A 17,653-nucleotide genomic window follows, 5' to 3' on the forward strand; every position below is an offset into this window, starting at 1 on the left:
CAGGTCGCACTCCGCGAACCGCTCCGCGAGATGGGGCGCGGAGCGCTGGTAATCGATCACGCACTCGGCGACCGTCCCCCAGAACCCGTCCTCGTCGAGCAGCCCGGCCGCGTCGAACAGCGCGCCGAGATACCGGAAGAAGCCGTCGAAGACGTCCGTCAGGATCGCCAGCGCCTGGTACTCGCCGGACATGACGGACCGGATGCGCTCCAGTTCGGGCGGCAGCGGGGCGTCGGCGTCCATCAGCACGACCTCCTCGCCCGTGTCCTTGAGGAACGCCCGGCGCGGCACGCCGTTCTCCAGCACCAGGATGACGTTCTCGCCGTGCGGCATGAACGCCAGGCCGTAGGCGTGGAAGCAGTGCAGCAGCGGGGTGAGGTAGGCGTCGAGGTAGCGGCGCAGCCAGGCGGCCGGTGACAGGCCGGACTCAGCGATGAGCGCGCCCACCAAGGGGTCGCCGTGCGCGTCGACATGGAGCAGCGAGGCCATGGTGGCCAGCCGCTGCCCCGGCTCCAGCGTCGGCACCGGGCTCTCCCGCCACAGCGCCGCGAGCATCTTGCGGTACGGGTGCCCCGGCGGGGTGACGGCGTTGTAGTGCTCGTGGTGGTACCCGACGGCCGCCTGTTCCCGGATGATCGAGAAGCCGGCCCGCCGCAGCACCTCGTCACCGGCGACGAGCGCGGCCACCCAGTCGTTGATCGCCGGGGTGGCCCTCATGTACTCGGCGGACAGGCCCCGGACGAACCCCATGTTGACCACGGACAGCGCCGTCTTCACATAGCGCCTGGCCGGGTCGGTGGTGTTGAAGAAGGTGCGGACGGACTGCTGGGCCCGGTAGGCGTCGTCGCCGTGGCCGAGGCAGACGAGCCGGCGGCGGGCGATCTCCCCGGCGAAGGTCACCGACAGCCTGTTCCACCACTGCCAGGGGTGCACGGGGATGAGGTGGACGTCGTCGAGGCCGAGGCCGTGGCGCGCGAGTGTCCCGGCGAAGCGGTCGAGGACGGCGTCGTCCAGCTCGGAGCGGATCAGCCCGTCGTAGTCCAGGTCCGCGCAGGAGGTGAAGGTGGAGTGCTCCCGCAGCGCGGCCAGCCACACCAGGCGCACGGGCACGCCCGCCTCGGGGGCGAACCGCCGGCTCTCGAAGCCGTCGAAGCCGATGCGGCCGCTGTTGGCGACGAAACAGGGGTGGCCCTCGGTCATCCCGGCCTCGATGTCCTGGAAGTCCGCGCGGGCGAGCTCCGCCGCCGGGGGCCGCGGCGCGGCGAGGGAGCGGGCGCGGGCCGCGAGGGTGGAGGCGATCTCCTCCAGGTACACGGGCAGGATCGCGTCGCTCAGCCCGAGGGTCTCCCGCAGCTCGACGAAGAAGTCCATCGCGTCCAGCGGCAGTTCACGCCCGCCCCGGTGGCGGCTGAGGGTGTCGGCGTCGATCGCCCAGTGGTCGAGGGCGAGGACGCGGGCGGCGAAGCGGTAGGTGACGCTCCGGTCGTCGCTGTCGACCGCGTAGCGGCCGTCGCCCTCGGGGCGGGGGGCGAGCAGCCGCTCATGGGAGAACTCGGCGAGGGCCTTGCGGACCAGCAGCCGGTTGGCGGCGCCCCACGAGACGGGGTCCGGCACGGGCGCCTGCGCGGGCCCGGGGCCCGGTGCGGGTACGGGTACGGGCGCGGCATTCGGTACGAGTTCGGGGCCCGGTACGGGTTCGGGCGCGGCATTCGGTACGAGTTCGGGGCCCGGTACGGGTACGGGCGCGGACGCGGGGGCGCTCATCGGGCCTCCGCCGTCGGGGCGTGCTCGTCCAGCGACCGCCGGAACCCGGTGACCACCGCCTGGACGGTGTGCTCGTCGTGCCGGTGCGCCTCGTAGTACAGACCGCCGGTGAGCCGGTCGCCCTCGGCCCGCAGATCGAGGAAGAGCGTGGCGGCGCTGGCGCGGGCCGCCTGGGGGGAGGCGTAGCGCAGCGGCGGCACCGTGCGCGGGTACGCGCGGAGCCGGGCGTCCAGGCCGTGGAACGGCAGCCGGTCGATCGGCCGGTCGAGGAAGAGGCCGGTGACCCCGCTGAGCCGGAACTCCACCTGTGCCAGGGAGCTGCGGTAGAAGGCGTCGTCGCCCTCGCGGCCCAGCAGCGTGGTGGCGAGCCGCCCGTAGGGCACCTCGACGGCGTCCGTGGACGCCTCCTTGACCAGGGCGTTGACATGCCGGGCGAGGTCGTCCGGGGAGGGCTGCCGCAGGTCGACGGGGAAGCCCACCATGTTGCAGAACAGGCCGAGGGCGGTGGCGGAGCCCGGCCGGGTGCGCCCGTGCGCGAGGGTCGAGCAGACGAGGCGGTCGCGCTCGTACACGGCGCCGACCGCGCGGGCGAGCGCGGCGAGCAGCAGGGAGTAGAGGGTGACGCGCCGGCGGCGGGCGGCGCTCCGCAGCCGGCGGATGTCGTCGAACGCGAACTCGACGGGGACGCTCCGGTAGTCGGCCGCCAGCGGGTGGGTGGCCCCGGGGCGGCCGGGCAGCGTCTCGGTGGCGCCGTGGTCGCGGAGCCGGTCCGCCCAGGCGGCGAGCCGGGCCTCGGTGCCGGCGAGGGCCTCCGGGGTGTTCTCCCGCCGGATGAGGTCGACGTAGCTGAAGGGCGCGGGCGCCGGCGCCGGGGTGTGCCCGGGGTCGACGCGCCGGTTGTAGGCGTCGGCCAGCTGGGCCAGGAGGGCCGGGCCGCTGGCACCGTCGAAGACCAGGTGGTGGAAGCCGAGCACCAGCACGTGGTCGTCCGGGGAGAGCCGCACCAGCGTCGGCCGGGTCAGCTGGCGGGTGAACTCGAACGGCCGGTCCGCGACCTCCCGGACGGCCTCGGGGGCGCCGCGGCCGTCGGTGACCGTCACCACCTCCAGCGGGAACGGCTCGGGGCACAGCTCCTGGCGCGGACGTACCACGGACAGCGGCGGGGCCCCGGTGTCCACCAGCCGCAGGCGCAGCGCGTCGTGCCGCGTCTGGATCTCGGCGAGCGCGTCGCGCAGGGCCCCGGTGTCCAACGGGCCGCGCAGGTGCGCCATTTCCGTCAGATCGATGGAGAACGAGGTGGGGGAATAGCTGCGGGTCCACTCCCAGCACCAGTCCTGCCGGGTGGACAGGGGCAATCCGGTGACCGCCGACGCCACTTCCTCGGTCATGGGCTCCTGCCTTCCGAAATAGTGGCCCCTTTGTGGCCGCTTTGTGGCCGCGCGACAACGCCCGGTGACGGCACGGGCGGTACGCGACAAGGCCGGTTCGGCCGAATTGCCGCCGCAGTTGTCCAGGTGGGAGGCGTCGAGACTATCAGCCCCCGCTTACCGGTAGTTGGGCAGGTCAGGGCCGTTGGAGCGCGGTTGACACCCGAAGAGGCGGTCGAATAGGGTCCAACGGATCTCGCCGAGGCGTTAACCAGCAATACCCGGAACAGGTTTGAAAATGCACAGTGGAGAAGGTTCCATGCGCGACGTCAACGCTCTTTTGGACGACCTGGCCGGGGACGCGGAAATTCAGCGCGAGTGGGAGTTGAATCCCACCGAGGTGGCCCGGCGTTATGCGCTGACCGACACCCAGCGGCAGGCGCTGCTCGACGGTGACGTGGAGGCGCTGATCGGCGAGGGCCTGGCCGAGCGCCACGTCCAGCAGATGCGCGTCAGCTGGTGATCCCGGGCCCGAGAGGCCTGTCGGCAGCCCGCCGCGGCAGTATCTGAGAGGGAAACGCACACCGTGTTGGTCACCACGCTCGGGTCCTCGGGACTCCGGGTGCCACGAGTCGCGGTGGGCTGTGGCCGGTTCGGCACCGATGTCCGGGGCGCCGACGCGACGGCCGTCGTCCACGCCGCGTACGACGCGGGCCTGACCTTCTTCGACACCGCGGACTCCTACGGTGACGGCGAGAGCGAACGGCTGCTGGGCAGGGCCCTGGCCGGCCGGCGCGACCGGTGTGTCGTGGCGACCAAGTTCCGGCACGCCGGCCCGTACCCGGGCGCGAGCCGCAAGAGCGTCCGCACCGCGGTCGAGGGCAGCCTGAGGCGGCTCGGCTGCGACTATCTGGATCTCTACCAGCTCCACGCCCCCGATCCCGCCACCCCCGTCGCCGAGACGCTCGACGCCCTCCAGGACCTGGTGCGGCAGGGCAAGGTCCTCTACTACGGCCTGTGCAACGTGCGGGCCTGGCAGCTCGTCGAGGCCCAGCACGTGGCGCGGGCGGCGGGTGGCGCGGCGGTCACCAGCGTGCAGGCACAGCTCAATCTCGTCGAGCGGGCCCGGCTGGAGGACCTGCGCCAGGTGGCCGGCCCGTACGGCACCGGGCTGCTGGCGGCGTCACCGCTCGCCCGCGGCCTGTTCGGCGGCCGGTACGACCGGGAGCGCCCGCCCCCGCCCGGCCATCCGCTGCGCACGTCCAAGGGCGTCGGCTACTGGGGGCCCGAGGGGTTCGCCGCGCTGGAGCGGGTCCGCCGCGTGGCCGCCGACCTCGGGCTGTCGCCGGCGCGGACGGCGCTGGGCGCCCTGCTCGCCCACCGCGAGGTGTCCGCCGTCGTCGTCGGCGGCTCCTCCCCCGAGCAGATCCGCGACGCCGCCGGGACCGACCCGGCGGAGCTGGCGGAGTCCGACGTCCGCTACCTCCTCGGGCTGACCGATCGGCGCTGACCGCGTCTCACCGCCGCTCCCGTCCCGCCGCCGCTCCCGTCCCGCCACTGCTCCCGTCCGTCGCCGTCCCGCTGTGCGGGCCGGCGCGCACGGACGCCGACGCCTCGACCTTCCGAAGGGCACGCCGATGACCAACATGATCGACCTGGACGCGCTGGGCTCCGCCGAGATGCGCACCGACCCGTTCCCGTGGGCGTTCTACGGGAACGCGCTGCGCGATCCGCAGGCGCTGATCGACGCGTTCCCCACGACGGGCTTCGAGTGGCACTCGCAGCGCCGCATCCTGGAGACGCTGGGCCGGCGCGGCACCGACGCCTGGTACCAGCACAACGTGGCGACGCGGGCGCTGCTGGAGCTGGGCGAGACCCGCCCCCACGAGCCGGCCGAACTCGACGACCGCTGGCTGGCGGTGGTGGACGACCTGCTGTCCCCCGAGTACCGGGAGCGGCTGAGCGACGTCACGGGCGTCGACGTGCGCCCGCTGCGCATGCAGGCGCACTTCTGGCGGTTCGACGAGGGCGCGTTCTTCCAGCCGCACGTGGACAAGCCCCACAAGATCGTCACGCATCTGATGTACCTGACGGAGAACTGGACCGAGGACCTGGGCGGCTGCTTCCGGGTGCTGGGCTCGAACGACCCTCAGGACGTGCACACGGAGATCCCGCCGCTGCCGAACAACGCCATCGTGCTGCGGCGCACCGACAACGCCTGGCACTCGGTGTCGGCGATCCCGCGGGGCCAGCAGCGCTCCCGCAAGCTGCTCCAGGTCTGGTTCTGGGGCGAGTGAGCACTCCCCCCGGCCCCACTCCCCTTCCGAGGACATCCATGCCGCGTGTTCAGCGGCCCGGCGGCAAGGTCCGCTGGGCCGGCTCCGCCGAGGAGTACGCCGGTCTGGCCGCCGCGGCCGGCCCGGACCTCGTCCCCTGTCTGCTGCCGTCGTCGCCGGCCAAGCGGCGGCTGTGGCGCGAGGTGCTCGACGGCCGTGACGAGCCGGTGGCCGTCGCCCCCGCCACCGCGCCATCGGCCGATGGCGCCCCCGTACCCGCGCCCCCGGCCGGTGACGCCCCCGCGGCCGCCGGCTGCGCGGTGATCGGCTGGGGCGGGCCGGCGCGCACCGCGGCGAGCGTGTACGCGGCCGTGTCGGGGGCCTCCCTGACGCTCCGCTCCGATCTGGACGGGGTCGTGGACGCGCTGGCGCGCTGCGGCGAGCCGCACGCCGTGGTGATCGCCCCGGCGGCGGACCTGACCGTGGCGGCGCTCGTCCGCCTGTCCGCCGCCGCCGCGGACGCGGGCACCTCCGTGGGGTTCCTGTGCGGCCGGGACGAGGCGGCCCTGTCGTACGCCGTCGCCAAGGCGCTGCTGCGCCCGGGCGGGGAGCTCTCGGGCGTGGACGTGTTCGACGCGCCCTCGCACCGGCAGGAGGAGAACGCCGGGGAACCCGCGGCCGAGCTGGGCGCCCGGCTGCGCCGGCCCGCGCTGGTCAAGGTGCTGCGCAGCCACGGCGAGGGCGGGCACGCCAAGCTGCCCGGCGTGGTGGTGTGCGGGCTGCTCGACGAGACCGAGTTCCCCGAGGTGCCGGCGCACGGGTGCCGCCGGGACGAGCGGGTGTGCAAGCGGGCCGAGCCGATGGGCGCGGACACCGTCTTCGGGGACGAACTGGGCGGCCACGTCACGTTCTTCCTCTGCTGCAACGGCTTCAACGTGGCCGGTGAGCTGTATCCGTCGCCGGTGTCGATGGCCCTGGCACTGGCCGAGGGGCGCTCCGGCGCCGTGGTGGCGCCGGTGCGGCCGCTCATCGTGCCCGACGAGATGCTGGAGGAGCTCCTCGCGTGCCTGGCCGAGGGCGGCGCGCTCGGCGCGGTCGTCGCCCGGCTCAACGCGCTGAGCGCCCGCATCGGGCAGCCGCACGCGTTCGTGCTGCACGGCGACCCGCGGACCGTCGTCGCGGCCCGTGCGGCCGGGGCGCCCCGGCCGGCCGCCGACGGCGACGGCGGGACGCACCGGTCGGACGCCTCGGACACGTCGAACGGGCCGGACCGGTCGGACGGGCCGGACGGGTCGGAGGAAGCCGAGGCCGCCCGCCGGCGCGCGGAGGTCCAGGACTGGCTGGTGGAGCTGCTGGCGCGGGCCGAGCGCGGCCGCCGGCTGCTGCGCTCGGCCCGCGCCTGGCTCGGCGAGCGCGGCGCGCCCCTCACCGAGCCCCTGGTGGAGCGGTTCGAGCGGCTCGAACGCTCCGCGCTCAACAGCCTGAAGTGGGTGGAGAAGAGCCCGGAGGGCGAGCCGCTGCGCCGGCTGCTGCGCACCACCGCGCTGCTGCGGCTCGCCGTGCCGGCGTGGGACCGCGCCGTGGGCCGGCTCGCGCTCGACGCCCGGGAGACGCTCGACGCCTTCGACCTCGGCCACTACGACCAGGCGCCGCTCGGCATCCTGGCCGGTGGCCCCTGCGGGCGCTGCGGCACCCCCGTCGAGCTGCACCGCTTCGGCCGGGGCGAGCCCGCCGACGCGCTGCGGGTGGCCGAACTGTGCCTGGTGTGCGGGCCGCTGGCCGAGTACCGGGCGGGGGGCCTCGCGCTCGCCGCCGAGTCGTACCCCCGTACCGGCCGGCCCGGTGGCGGGGACTTCCGGCTGCGGGTGCGCCTCACGGCCCCGGACACCGCCGTGGCCGGCACCGTACAGCTGTATCTGCGGTTCTTCGACAAGGCCAACGGCGTCTGTGTGCACGAGGAGGAGCGGGCCGTGCCCGCCCGCGACCAGCTCGTCGACTTCTCCTTCCCGCTGCCGCACGACCTGGGGGTCGATCTGCACAGCGTGCGGCTGGTGGCGGCCTCGGCGTTCGACCTGGCGTATCTGCGGGTGCGGTTCGTCGGCCTGCCGGACGGCCTGCCCGATGGGCTCTCCGACGAGCTCCCCGGCGGGCCCGGGGCCGCCGGCCCGGCGGAGGTGACCGCGCGATGAGCGGGACGAACACGCCGGCCGCGCCCGGCGCGACGACCGCGCCGGTGACCGCGCCGATGACCCCGTCGCCTGCGGGCCACCGCCCGGGCGCCGCCTCCGAGCTGCGCCTGAACGGCACCATCGAGACCCCCGCGTTCCTCGGCGAGCGCGGCGCCTCGATCTTCGCGTGTCTGCACCGCCCGGCCGGCGAGCCGTCCGGTCTGGTCGTCATCTGCTCCTCGATCGGGGCCGAGTGGAAGTACAACTACCGGCGCGAGGTGCTGCTCGCCCGGCTCGCCGCCGAGCGGGGGCTGGCCGCCGTGCGCTTCCACTACCTGGGCGTGGGCCACAGCGACGACGGCGAGGAGGGCTTCGACCGCATGGTGGCCGACGCCCGGCTCGCCGAGCGCTGGGCGCTCGACGCCTCCGGCGCCCGTGACTCGGTGTTCTTCGGCACGAAGTTCGGCGCGCTGGTGGCCGCCGCGGCCGGCCGGCCCGGCGCCCGCCCGCTGGCCGTGTGGGGCGCCCCGCGCTCCGGGGCCGACTACTTCCGGACGCTGCTGCGCGTGGGCCAGGCGGGCCGGCTCGCCGCCGGCATCACCGGCTCCGACGACCCGCGCAGCGCCCTGGAGTCGGGTGCCCCGGCCGACATCGTCGGCTACACCGTGCACCCGGCGCTCTACGCCTCCGCCCTGGAGCTGTCGTTCGACGGCGAGCTGGGCGCGGAGCCCCGGAAGCTGCGCCTGGTGGAGATCGCGGCGGGCGAGCGGGCCCGCCGGGCGCTGGAGCGGCGGGGCGAGGAGCTGCGGGGTCGCGGCTTCGCGGTGTCCACCGCGTGTCTGGAGGAGGACGGGTCCTGGTGGCTGCACAACCCGCGGTGGGAGCCGGAGGAGGGGCGGCCGTCGGTGCGCTCCCTGGTGGAGGAGACCGTGACCTGGCTGGAGTCGGCGGCGGGGAGGGCGCGGTGAACGGGCCCGCGACCGCGTACGACGAGCGCCCCTGCTATCTGGACGCGGACGGGGAGCGGCTGTTCGCCGTCGTGACCGAGCCCGTCGGCGAGCCCAGCGGCACCGGCGTGCTGCTGCTGTCGGGCGGCGTCTATGTGCTGTCCACCAACCGCAACCGGATGTTCGTCACGCTCGCGCGGCGGCTCGCCGGCCGCGGCCACCGGGTGCTGCGGCTGGACTACCGCGGGGTCGGCGAGAGCACCGGGGTCATCTCCGACTACGCGCTCGACTCCCCGAACCCGGCCGATGTGAGCGCCGCGGTGGCGTGTCTGACCGAGGCCGGGTCGCGCCGGATCGCCGCCGTGGGCTCCTGCTTCGGCGCCCGGGCCGCCCTGCACACGCTGGCCGGCCACCCCGCGCTGGAGTCGCTGGTGCTGCTCTCCCCGCCGGTCGGCGACGCGGGCCGGGGCGAGGCGGCGACCCTCGACGAGGTGGGCCCGCTTTTCCTGGACCGGCTGCGGACGCTGCGGGACCGCCGGGTGCCGACCCTGCTGTTCTACGGCGAGGAGGACCCCTCCCACCGCGACGTCCGGATGGCGTCGGCCGGGCCGCTGGGCGAGCTCCTGGCCCCCGGCTCCCCGCTGACCGTGCGGACCGTGCCCGGCCAGGCCCACGGCCTGCAACGGGTGTCGGCGCAGGAGGCGTTCACGGCGGCGGCCCTCGACTGGCTGGACCGGTCGGCGCCCGCCGCCGCGCCGGGCGAGGAAGGGGTGCGGCGATGACGCGGGTGCTGAGTGACGCGTGGTCGCGGCGCACCGCCCACGACCACCCCTATCGCTGGCTGAGCACCGAGCCGGGCGAGCTCTTCGACGCGCGGGTCGCGCGGGAGCTGGCCGCGTCGTTCCCCGTCGACGGGTTCACCCGGCGGGACCGGGCCGACCGGGCCCGCGGCAAGACCTACCGCAACTACTCCCGCCAGCTGTTCGGGCCGGGCACGGACGCCGCCGCGCCGCCGCTGCCGGGGCTGTGGCAGGACCTGCTGGACGACGTGCTGAGCGAGGAGTACCGCCGGCGCGTGGCGACGGTCCTCGGGCAGGAGCAGGCGGCCGAGGTGGAGGTGCGGCTGGTGCGGCACGCCCCGGGCGACTGGCTGGAGCCGCACACCGACCGCGACGACAAGCTGTTCAGCCACATCGTGTACTTCAACGCCGAGTGGCGCCCGGAGTGGGGCGGCTGTCTGGACATCCTGGGCGGCCCGGACCCCGCCTCGGTCGTGGGCAGCGTCGTGCCCCGGCTGGGCGCGTCCGCGCTGCTCGCCCAGGCGCCGAACTCCTGGCACCAGGTCGCCCGGGTGTCGGACGGCTCGGCGGCCGCCCGGATGTCGCTGCTCGTCCACGGGCTGCGCCCATGACGCGGTCCACGCGGCCCATGCCCGCCAGCACGCCCCCGGCCTCGGCCGGCGCCGACCGCCCGGTGCGCCGGCTGCTCGTCCTGGGCTCCCCCGGTTCGGGCAAGACGACCCTGACGAAGGCGCTCTCGGCGGCGACCGGCCTGCCGGCGCGCCATCTCGACGACGAGTACTGGGAGGCCGGCTGGGGCCGGCCCCGCCCCGAGACCTGGGAGCGGCGGCTCGACGCGCTGACCGCGGCCGAGCGCTGGATCATTGACGGCAACTACCTGCCGACCATCGAGCGCCGGGCGCCGCGCGCGGACCTCGTGCTGCTGCTGGACGCGCCCACGGCGACCTGTCTGTTCCGGGTGGTCGCGCGCGCCCGCCGGATCGGGGCCGGCGACCTGACGGCGCTGCCCGCCCGGGTGCGCGCCGAGGCCGCGGCCGGCGTCCCGGTGCGGGCCACGCGCGACTTCCTGCCGCTGCTGCGCATGGTGCTGCGGTTCCGCAGCCGGGACTGGTGGCGCGGCGTCGAGCGGGTGCGGGCGAGCAGTGCCGCCCCGCTGCTCGTCGCCGTCGCCCCGGGCCCGTTCGGCTCGCGCGTGGCCGCGGTACGGCGCCGGCTGCGCGCCCGGGGCGTCGCCGCCACGGTGCTTCCCCTGGGGGAGGCACGGGAGGCGGTCCGCCGTCTCACCACGACCACCACCACCTGCCGGGCCGCGGGGCGTCACGGCACCGAAGGAGGAGTACGGCCATGAAGATCCTTGTGTGTTGGCCACCGCACGTCCCCAGTTACTTCAACGCGGGCCACCATCTGCCGGTGTTCTCCGTCTCGGCCTATCTGCGCTCGCTCGGGCACGAGGTCGACGCGGTCGACGGCGGCGCGCTGAACCAGTCCTGGAAGGAGTTCGCCGACCGGCTCTTCCAGGGCGACTACGACCTGGTGGTGCTGGTCAACGACTTCGACGTGGTCGAGGGGGTGCGGCGGGCCGCCGACTACGCGCGCGCCCTGCTGCCGGACGCCGCGGTGATGACGGTCGGCCGGCTGAGCCACCAGAACCCCGGCTTCTTCGAGCGCCTGGAGCTCGACGCCGTGGCCCACAGCGGCGACTACGAGGCGGCCGTCGAGGAGACGGTCCGCTGGCTGGAGGCCGGGCGCCCCGACGGGCCGGGCCCGGCCGGGGTGGCCGTGCGCACCGCCTCCGGCTGGCAGCCGCCGGCCCGCCCGGGCACCTGGCTCCCGGCCGACCGGTGGGTGCTCCCCGACGTGCGGGAGATCCCGTACTCCCGGTACGAGAACCTCTACCGCCGGGACGAGAGCAAGTTCTGCGGCATACCGGAGCGGCGCGAGCTGGTCGTGCCGGTCGCCCGGGGCTGCCCGGTCGGCTGCGACTTCTGCGACGTGCCCACCATGCAGGGGCTGCGCGAGCGCCGGCTCGACGTCCCCCGGGTCGTCGACTACATCAGGCGGTCCTTCGCCGACCACCCGTTCGAGTACGTCGCGTTCTACGCCCCGACGTTCACCCTGAACAAGCGCTGGGTGCTGGAGCTGTGCGACACCCTGGACGCCGAGCCGCGCCGCTACCCGTGGAAGTGCGCGACGACCATGCACCACCTCGACGAGAACCTCGTCGCCCGGATGGCGCGGGCCGGGTGCGTGCGCATCAGCGTGGGCGTGGAGACCTTCGAGGACGAGGGCGCGGGCGAGCTGCCGAGGATCAAGCAGTCCCCCCGCCGCCGGTTCGAGGAGCTCTCGTCGTGGTGCGCCGAGCACGGCGTCGAGCTGAACTGCTTCCTGATCGTCGGCCTGCCGGGCACCACCCCGGAGGGCACCCGCCGGACCATGGAGGAGATCTCCAAGGCCGGCGCGCGGGTGCGTCCCACGCTCTACACGCCGTACGACCGGATGCGCCCGGAGATGTCCGAGCGGGAGCTCAGCGGGTTCAACCGGCAGCTGTTCGTCGACCCGGAGGAGGTGCGCGCCACCACCGGGTACGAGCCGCGGGAGTTCCTGGAGCTGCTCTACCGCGGTGACGACTACCTCACCCCCGCGACCGAACGCATCCCGACCGCGGACGCCGGATGACCGCTCCGCGCCACCTGTTCACCGGCTCGGTCGCCAACCTCCGCGACCTCGGCGGGCTGCGCACCGCGTGCGGCCGTGCCGTGCGCGGGCGCCGGCTGCTGCGCTCCTCCGCCCTGCTGTCGCTGGAGGAGCCCGTCGCCGACGCGCTGACCTCCCTGGTGGGCGGCCCCGCGGTCTACGCGGATCTGCGCACCGACCGGGAGATCGACCGCGACGGCGGACCGGACGCCCTCCTCGCCCGGGGCTGGGCGTGGCGCCGGCTGCCGGTGACGGACCTGCCGGCGGACCGCACGGTCGAGGACAGCGCGCCGGCGCGCTACCGCCGGGCGATGCCCGACTACGTGCGGGCCGCCCGCCGGGTGGCCGAGGACCTCACCGGCGGGCCGGTGGTGGTCGGCTGCTCACTGGGCAAGGACCGCACCGGGCTGGTCACCGCGCTGCTGCTGCACTGGCTGGGCGCGGCCGGCCCGGACATCGGCGCCGACTTCGAGCTGAGCAACGACCGCGTCGCCGCCGGCCGGCACCTGCTGCCGCCGCGGTGGCGCGACGTGCGGCGGGAGATCCACCCGGTGGTGGGCGCCGAGTGCGTCGCCGCCCTCGCCGTGGCGGACGCCCTCGTGCCGCCGGAGCGGGCCCGGGGGGAGTTCGCCGCGCTGCGCGCGGCGCTGCTCGTGGACGCCAAGAACATCACCGGCACCACCGACACCACCCGTGCCGGCACCGAGGAACGAGAGGAGAGCGGCGCGTGGACTTCGCGCTGACCCCCGAGCAGGAGCAGATGCGGAAGGAGGCGGCGCGGTTCGCGCGGGCCGAGCTGAACGACGGCCCGGCCGACCGCCCGTTCTCCCGCGATCTGTGGCGGCGCTGCGCCGACTTCGGGGTGCACGGCCTGCCCTTCCCCCGGGAGCTGGGCGGGCAGGGCGCCGACCTGCTCACCACCGTGCTGGTGCTGGAGGAGCTGGGGTACGGCTGCCGCGACAGCGGTCTGCTGTTCTCGCTGGGCGCCCACATGTGGTCGTGCGCGCTGCCGATCCGGCGCTTCGGCGACGACGAGCAGCGCGCCCGGTATCTGCCGCCGCTGTGCGACGGCTCGCTCATCGGCGTCCAGGCGGTGACGGAGACCGGGTCGGGCTCCGACGCGCTCGCGGTGACCACCACCGCCGAGCGCAACGGCGACCACTACGTCCTCGACGGCGTCAAGACGTTCATAACCAACGCGCCCGTCGCCGACCTCTTCGTGGTGCTCGCCCGGACCGGGGAGAGGCGGGACCCGGCGGGGCTGTGCGCCTTCGTCGTCGAGCGCGACCGGCCGGGCGTGTCCGTGAGCGAGCCCGTCGAGAAGCTGGGGCTGCGCTCCTCCCCCATGGGCGAGGTCGTCCTGGACGGCTGCCGGGTGCCGGCGTCGGCGCTGCTCGGCGGCCCCGGTGCGGGCATGACGGTGTTCAACACCACGCTGGAGTGGGAGCGCAGCTTCATCCTCGCCGGCGCGGTGGGCACCCTGCGCCGGCAGCTGGAGGAGTCGGTCGAGCACGCGCGCGGGCACGTCCGGTTCGGGGCGCCGATCGGCCGCAACCAGTCGGTCGCCAACCGCATCGCGGACATGCGGGTCCGGCTGGAGGCCGCCCGGCTGATGCTGTACCGCCTGGCCTGGCTGAAGGACCGCGGCAAGCGCACCGGCCTGGAGTCCTCCGTCGTCAAGCTGTATCTGAGCGAGGCGCTCGTCGAGTCCAGCATGGCGGCGTTCGAGACGCACGGCGCGTACGCCTACATGTCCGGCACCGCCCAGGAGCGGGACGTGCGCGACGCCCTGGCGAGCCGGATCTACTCCGGCACCTCCGACCTCCAGCGCGTCATCATCGCGCGGATGCTGGGGCTGTGAGCACGTGACCGGCGACAACACGAGCGGCCACCGGCCGGCCCCCGGCGGGGTACTGCACGATCTGCTGCGCGAGAGCGCGGCCCGCACCCCGGACGCCGTCGCGGTGGTCGACGCCGACCGGGAGACCGGCTACGCGGAACTGGACCGCCGCTCCGACCGGGTGGCCCGGCTGCTGCTCTCGCTGGGCGTGCGCCGCGGCGAGCGGGTGGGGCTGTTCCTGGAGCGCACGGCCGACGCCCTGGCGTGCGTGTACGGCGTGCTCAAGGCCGGTGCCGCCTATGTGCCGCTGCCCTCCGGGGTCCCGGCCGCCCGGCTGCGCCGCATCACGGCCGACGCCGGGGTGCGGGTGGTGCTCGCCGGGGCCGGGGACGGCGAGCGGCTGCGCGCGGACCTGGCCGGGCCCGGCTCCCCGGTGCGCGAGGTGGTGGCCCCCGAGGCGGCCGAGGCGGCCGACGGCCTGCCCGACGAGCCGCCCCGGGTTCCCGTCGGCCCGGACGACCTGGCGTACGTGCTCTACACCTCGGGCTCCACGGGCGACCCCAAGGGCGTGATGATCACCCATGGCAACGCCCTGGCCTTCGTCCGCTGGGCCGCCGCGGAGTTCGCGCTGACCCCGGCCGACCGGCTGGCCAACCACGCCCCGCTCCACTTCGACCTGTCGGTGTTCGACGTCTTCGCCGCCGCGCTGGCCGGCGCCGCGGTGGTGCCGGTGCCCACCGGCACGGCGGCCTTCCCGACCCTGCTCGCCGCGTTCGTCCGCGACCGGCGGATCACGGTGTGGTACTCGGTGCCGTCGGTGCTGAACCTGCTGGTGTCCCGGGGCGGTCTGGGCGCCGGGGACCTGCCCGACCTGCGGCTGGTGCTGTTCGCGGGCGAGGTCTACGCGGTGCCGCGGCTGCGGCGGGCCATGGAGCTGCTGCCCGGGGCCCGGTTCTGCAATCTGTACGGGCCGACCGAGACCAACGTCTGCACCTACCACCCCGTGCCCCGCCCCCTCCCCGAGGACTGCGCGGCGCTCCCGATCGGCGTGCCCATCGCCGGGGTGGAGGTGTTCGCCGAGACCGACGACGGGCGCCGGGCCGGCGTGGACGAGCCGGGCGAGCTGTGCGTACGGGGGCCGACGGTGATGCGCGGCTACCTCGGGGACGCGCCGCGGACCGAGCGGGCCCTGCGGCCGGCCGCCGACCGGCCCGGGGTGCCGGTGTACCGCACCGGTGACGTCGTCACCCGGGACGCCGAGGGGCGCTGGCACTTCATCGGCCGGCGGGACGCGCAGATCAAGACCCGCGGCCACCGCGTCGAGCTCGGCGAGGTGGAGCGGGCCCTGCACGCCCACCCGGCGGTGCTCGAATGCGCGGTCGTGGCCGTCCCCGACGAGGCGTTCGGCCATCTGATCGCCGCCTTCGTGGTGCCGCGCCACGAGGTGAGCGCGGCCGGGCTGACCGCCCACTGCCGGACCCTCCTGCCCGGCCACATGGTCCCGTGGCGGCTGCGGATCGTGGCCGCCCTGCCCAGGACCCCCAACGACAAGATCGACCACCAGCAGCTCAAGGCTGACATCGAGAGGAGCACACATGCGCGACATCGCTGAGCGGGTACGGGAGTTCATCGTGACGGAGCTCGGCTGGGAGGGCTCGGCGGACGAGCTCACCGCCGACCTGCCGCTGATCGAGAAGGGCATCCTGGACTCGCTGGGAATCCTCTCGCTGGTGGCGTACCTGGAGGAGGAGTACGGCATCCACGTCGACGACCGCGACATCGTCCCCGGCAACCTGGGCACGCTCGCCGACATCGAGCGGTACGTCGCCGACCGGCTGGGCGGCACGCCGGCATGAGTCGGGGCCTCAACGCACGGACCGCGGCCGGGCAGCGGGCGGCGCTGCTCGCCGAGGAGCAGGCCGGGGCGCTCGCGGCGCGGGTGGCCGAGGACGACCGGGCGGCGCGGCTGGCGCCGGAGAGCCTGCGGGAGATGGCGGCCAGCGGGCTGCTCGGCGCCTGTGTGCCCACCGCGCTCGGCGGGCTCGGCGTCGACACCCTGCACGACCTGGCCGTCGTGGTGAACCGGCTGGGCCGGGCCGACGCCGGGACCGCGCTCGCGGTCCATATGCAGCTGGCCCGCGAGTGGTACTTCGCGCGCCGCTGGGGCGCGGCCGGCGACGGCGCGGCGCGCGACGGCTACGCCGAGGCGCTCACCGGGATGAACGACGGCACGATGATCACCTGTGGGGCCGCGTCGGAGGCCGGCCCCGACCACGACCACGTGCTGGCCGAGGCCGTGCCCGTCGAGGGCGGCTACCGGGTCAGCGGCCGCAAGGTGTTCGTGACCCTGTCCGCGCTGGCCACGCACTTCTACGTACGGGTGCGGGTGCGCGCGGACGGTGGCGGCGGCTCGGACGGTGGCAACGGCTCAGGCGGCTCGGAGGGCTCGGACGGCGAGTGGCGGATCGCCTCGGCGCGGATCGACCGCGACGCGCCGGGCGTGACCGTGGTGCCCGGCTGGGACGCCCTGGGCATGCGCACCTCCGGCAGCAACGACCTGCTGCTGGAGGACGTGTTCGTGCCGCGCGAGGCGGTCTCGGTGCGCGGGCGCTGGGGCGTGGCCGAGACCTCGGCGCTGGAGTCGCGCACCGCGGCCAACGTCGCCCTCCAGGGCGTGTTCCTGGGGTGCGCCGAGGCCGCCCGCGACCTGGCCGTCGCACAGGTGGCGAAGGGCATGCGGGCGGGCACCAACCGGCGTCCCCCCGGGGTGGTGCACGTCATCGGCGAGATGGAGGTCAAGCTCGCCACCGCGACCGCGTCCCTGCGCGCGGCGCTGACCACCGCCGACGACGCGCTGCGGGACGCCCCGTCCGGCGACGTCGACCCGGCGGTGGCCCTGGAGATGATGGTGGCGTTCCAGTGCGCCAAGGACACCGTGACCACGGTGGCCTCGGACGTGGTGAACCTCGCCATGACGATCGTGGGCGGCGGGGCGTACATGTCGGCCCATCCGCTCTCCCGGATTTACCGGGACGTGCGGGCCGGGGCGTTCATGCAGCCGTACGCGCCGCTGGAGGCGCTCGACTTCATCGGTCGGGCCGCGCTGGAGCGCGAGGGCGCCCGGTGAGTCCGGCGGTGGGCCCGGCGGTGGCCTCGGCGGTGGAGCGGCTCCGCCGGCTCGGGCGCACCCTGCGCCGGGCCGGCTACGGAGCCGCCTTCGACCGGCTCCGCGGGGTGGAGACCACCGCCTTCGTCACCAATGGCGACCACCACGGGGACCGGAGGGTCTACCAGCCCACCGAGACCTGGCTGACGGCGCGGGTGCTGCCGCCGCGCGAGGTGGGGCCGGACGACGTGTTCGTCGACGTGGGGTCCGGCAAGGGGCGGGTGGTGCTGTTCGCCGTGAGCCGCTACCGGGCCCGCCGGGTGATCGGCGTGGAGGTCTCGGAGGAGCTGCACGCGATCGCCGTGCGCAACGTCGGGACCCTCGACCCCGCCCGCCGCTCCCGGGTGGAGCTGGTGCGCGCCGACGTCACCGCCTGGGCGGTGCCGGACGACGCCACGGTGTTCCACCTGTTCAACCCGTTCATCGGGGACACCTTCCGCGCCTTCCTGGCGGCGGTGCTCGCCTCCCAGGAGCGCAACCCCCGCACCGTGCGCCTGGTCTACACCACGCCGGTGATGCACGACGAGGTCGTCGCCGCCGGGTTCGAGGTGCTCCGCACCCGGCGCAAGCTCACCCTCTACCGGCGCCGGCCCGACGGGCTCCCGGGCCCCGCCGCGCCCTGACGCCTCTT

The 17,653-nt window shown here is 75.2% G+C and carries 17 protein-coding genes; 15 read left to right on the forward strand and 2 right to left on the reverse strand.

Translation table 11 applies throughout. The features are described 5' to 3' along the window. The coding region (locus tag ACSNOD_RS04925) for an IucA/IucC family protein (protein ID WP_436765481.1) at positions 1–1,764 on the reverse strand (1,764 nt) is incomplete at its 3' end. Then, entirely contained in the window at positions 1,761–3,152 is a 1,392-nt protein-coding gene (locus ACSNOD_RS04930; RefSeq protein ID WP_436765482.1) for a condensation domain-containing protein, read from the reverse strand. The genes ACSNOD_RS04930 and ACSNOD_RS04925, both read right to left, overlap by 4 nt. Before the next feature lie 298 nt (positions 3,153–3,450). Between ACSNOD_RS04930 and ACSNOD_RS04935 the strand changes: the two genes are divergently transcribed. The 15 genes from ACSNOD_RS04935 (at position 3,451) to ACSNOD_RS05005 (ending at position 17,645) form a co-directional block, all read left to right on the forward strand. Further along, entirely contained in the window at positions 3,451–3,654 is a 204-nt protein-coding gene (locus tag ACSNOD_RS04935) for a hypothetical protein (protein ID WP_436765483.1), read from the forward strand. Positions 3,655–3,753: 99 nt separating this feature from the next. Continuing rightward, positions 3,754–4,641: an aldo/keto reductase gene (locus ACSNOD_RS04940; protein WP_436765484.1), complete on the forward strand. Its 888-nt coding sequence runs from the start codon at positions 3,754–3,756 to the stop codon at positions 4,639–4,641. 127 nt (positions 4,642–4,768) lie between these two features. Continuing rightward, a complete protein-coding gene (locus ACSNOD_RS04945) occupies positions 4,769–5,428 on the forward strand; it encodes a 2OG-Fe(II) oxygenase (RefSeq protein ID WP_436765485.1) in 660 nt (219 codons plus the stop codon). Positions 5,429–5,466: 38 nt separating this feature from the next. After that, the gene (locus ACSNOD_RS04950) at positions 5,467–7,596 is read left to right on the forward strand and encodes a hypothetical protein (RefSeq protein WP_436765486.1); all 2,130 of its coding nucleotides are present in this window, start codon (positions 5,467–5,469) and stop codon (positions 7,594–7,596) included. Then, a complete protein-coding gene (locus ACSNOD_RS04955) occupies positions 7,593–8,543 on the forward strand; it encodes a hypothetical protein (protein ID WP_436765487.1) in 951 nt (316 codons plus the stop codon). The genes ACSNOD_RS04950 and ACSNOD_RS04955 overlap by 4 nt, the downstream gene beginning before the upstream one ends. Next, positions 8,540–9,304 carry an alpha/beta hydrolase gene (locus ACSNOD_RS04960; protein ID WP_436765488.1) on the forward strand — a complete coding sequence of 255 codons (765 nt, stop codon included), beginning with the start codon at positions 8,540–8,542 and terminating at the stop codon, positions 9,302–9,304. Before ACSNOD_RS04955 ends, ACSNOD_RS04960 begins: the two co-directional genes overlap by 4 nt. Then, entirely contained in the window at positions 9,301–9,933 is a 633-nt protein-coding gene (locus ACSNOD_RS04965) for a 2OG-Fe(II) oxygenase family protein (RefSeq protein WP_436765489.1), read from the forward strand. The genes ACSNOD_RS04960 and ACSNOD_RS04965 overlap by 4 nt, the downstream gene beginning before the upstream one ends. After that, entirely contained in the window at positions 9,930–10,670 is a 741-nt protein-coding gene (locus ACSNOD_RS04970) for a hypothetical protein (protein ID WP_436765490.1), read from the forward strand. The genes ACSNOD_RS04965 and ACSNOD_RS04970 overlap by 4 nt, the downstream gene beginning before the upstream one ends. After that, positions 10,667–11,998 (forward strand): B12-binding domain-containing radical SAM protein, encoded by a 1,332-nt coding sequence (locus ACSNOD_RS04975; protein ID WP_436765491.1) that lies wholly within the window; start codon positions 10,667–10,669, stop codon positions 11,996–11,998. Before ACSNOD_RS04970 ends, ACSNOD_RS04975 begins: the two co-directional genes overlap by 4 nt. After that, a complete protein-coding gene (locus ACSNOD_RS04980; protein ID WP_436765492.1) occupies positions 11,995–12,759 on the forward strand; it encodes a tyrosine-protein phosphatase in 765 nt (254 codons plus the stop codon). The genes ACSNOD_RS04975 and ACSNOD_RS04980 overlap by 4 nt, the downstream gene beginning before the upstream one ends. Beyond that, a complete protein-coding gene (locus ACSNOD_RS04985; RefSeq protein WP_436765493.1) occupies positions 12,744–13,877 on the forward strand; it encodes an acyl-CoA dehydrogenase family protein in 1,134 nt (377 codons plus the stop codon). Before ACSNOD_RS04980 ends, ACSNOD_RS04985 begins: the two co-directional genes overlap by 16 nt. Before the next feature lie 4 nt (positions 13,878–13,881). Further along, the gene (locus ACSNOD_RS04990; RefSeq protein WP_436765494.1) at positions 13,882–15,468 is read left to right on the forward strand and encodes an amino acid adenylation domain-containing protein; all 1,587 of its coding nucleotides are present in this window, start codon (positions 13,882–13,884) and stop codon (positions 15,466–15,468) included. Continuing rightward, positions 15,452–15,712, forward strand: a complete 261-nt coding sequence (locus tag ACSNOD_RS04995; RefSeq protein ID WP_436765495.1) for an acyl carrier protein — start codon at positions 15,452–15,454, stop codon at positions 15,710–15,712. Before ACSNOD_RS04990 ends, ACSNOD_RS04995 begins: the two co-directional genes overlap by 17 nt. After that, positions 15,709–16,983 (forward strand): acyl-CoA dehydrogenase family protein, encoded by a 1,275-nt coding sequence (locus ACSNOD_RS05000; protein WP_436765496.1) that lies wholly within the window; start codon positions 15,709–15,711, stop codon positions 16,981–16,983. The genes ACSNOD_RS04995 and ACSNOD_RS05000 overlap by 4 nt, the downstream gene beginning before the upstream one ends. Continuing rightward, entirely contained in the window at positions 16,980–17,645 is a 666-nt protein-coding gene (locus ACSNOD_RS05005) for a class I SAM-dependent methyltransferase (protein WP_436765497.1), read from the forward strand. The genes ACSNOD_RS05000 and ACSNOD_RS05005 overlap by 4 nt, the downstream gene beginning before the upstream one ends. The last annotated feature ends 8 nt before the right edge of the window (positions 17,646–17,653 follow it).

Origin of the sequence: Streptomyces sp. URMC 123 (assembly GCF_051386515.1) — a bacterium.
GTDB lineage: Bacteria > Actinomycetota > Actinomycetes > Streptomycetales > Streptomycetaceae > Streptomyces.

Excerpts from the sequence above, each read along its gene's own strand:
- ACSNOD_RS04975 (WP_436765491.1), top strand. The coding sequence starts at position 10,667 with ATGAAGATCCTTGTGTGTTGGCCACCGCACGTCCCCAGTTACTTCAAC.
- ACSNOD_RS04970 (WP_436765490.1), top strand. The coding sequence starts at position 9,930 with ATGACGCGGTCCACGCGGCCCATGCCCGCCAGCACGCCCCCGGCCTCG.
- ACSNOD_RS04955 (WP_436765487.1), top strand. The coding sequence starts at position 7,593 with ATGAGCGGGACGAACACGCCGGCCGCGCCCGGCGCGACGACCGCGCCG.
- ACSNOD_RS04935 (WP_436765483.1), top strand. The coding sequence starts at position 3,451 with ATGCGCGACGTCAACGCTCTTTTGGACGACCTGGCCGGGGACGCGGAA.
- ACSNOD_RS04965 (WP_436765489.1), top strand. The coding sequence starts at position 9,301 with ATGACGCGGGTGCTGAGTGACGCGTGGTCGCGGCGCACCGCCCACGAC.
- ACSNOD_RS04945 (WP_436765485.1), top strand. The coding sequence starts at position 4,769 with ATGACCAACATGATCGACCTGGACGCGCTGGGCTCCGCCGAGATGCGC.
- ACSNOD_RS04980 (WP_436765492.1), top strand. The coding sequence starts at position 11,995 with ATGACCGCTCCGCGCCACCTGTTCACCGGCTCGGTCGCCAACCTCCGC.
- ACSNOD_RS05000 (WP_436765496.1), top strand. The coding sequence starts at position 15,709 with ATGAGTCGGGGCCTCAACGCACGGACCGCGGCCGGGCAGCGGGCGGCG.
- ACSNOD_RS04950 (WP_436765486.1), top strand. The coding sequence starts at position 5,467 with ATGCCGCGTGTTCAGCGGCCCGGCGGCAAGGTCCGCTGGGCCGGCTCC.
- ACSNOD_RS04995 (WP_436765495.1), top strand. The coding sequence starts at position 15,452 with ATGCGCGACATCGCTGAGCGGGTACGGGAGTTCATCGTGACGGAGCTC.
- ACSNOD_RS04930 (WP_436765482.1), bottom strand. The coding sequence starts at position 3,152 with ATGACCGAGGAAGTGGCGTCGGCGGTCACCGGATTGCCCCTGTCCACC.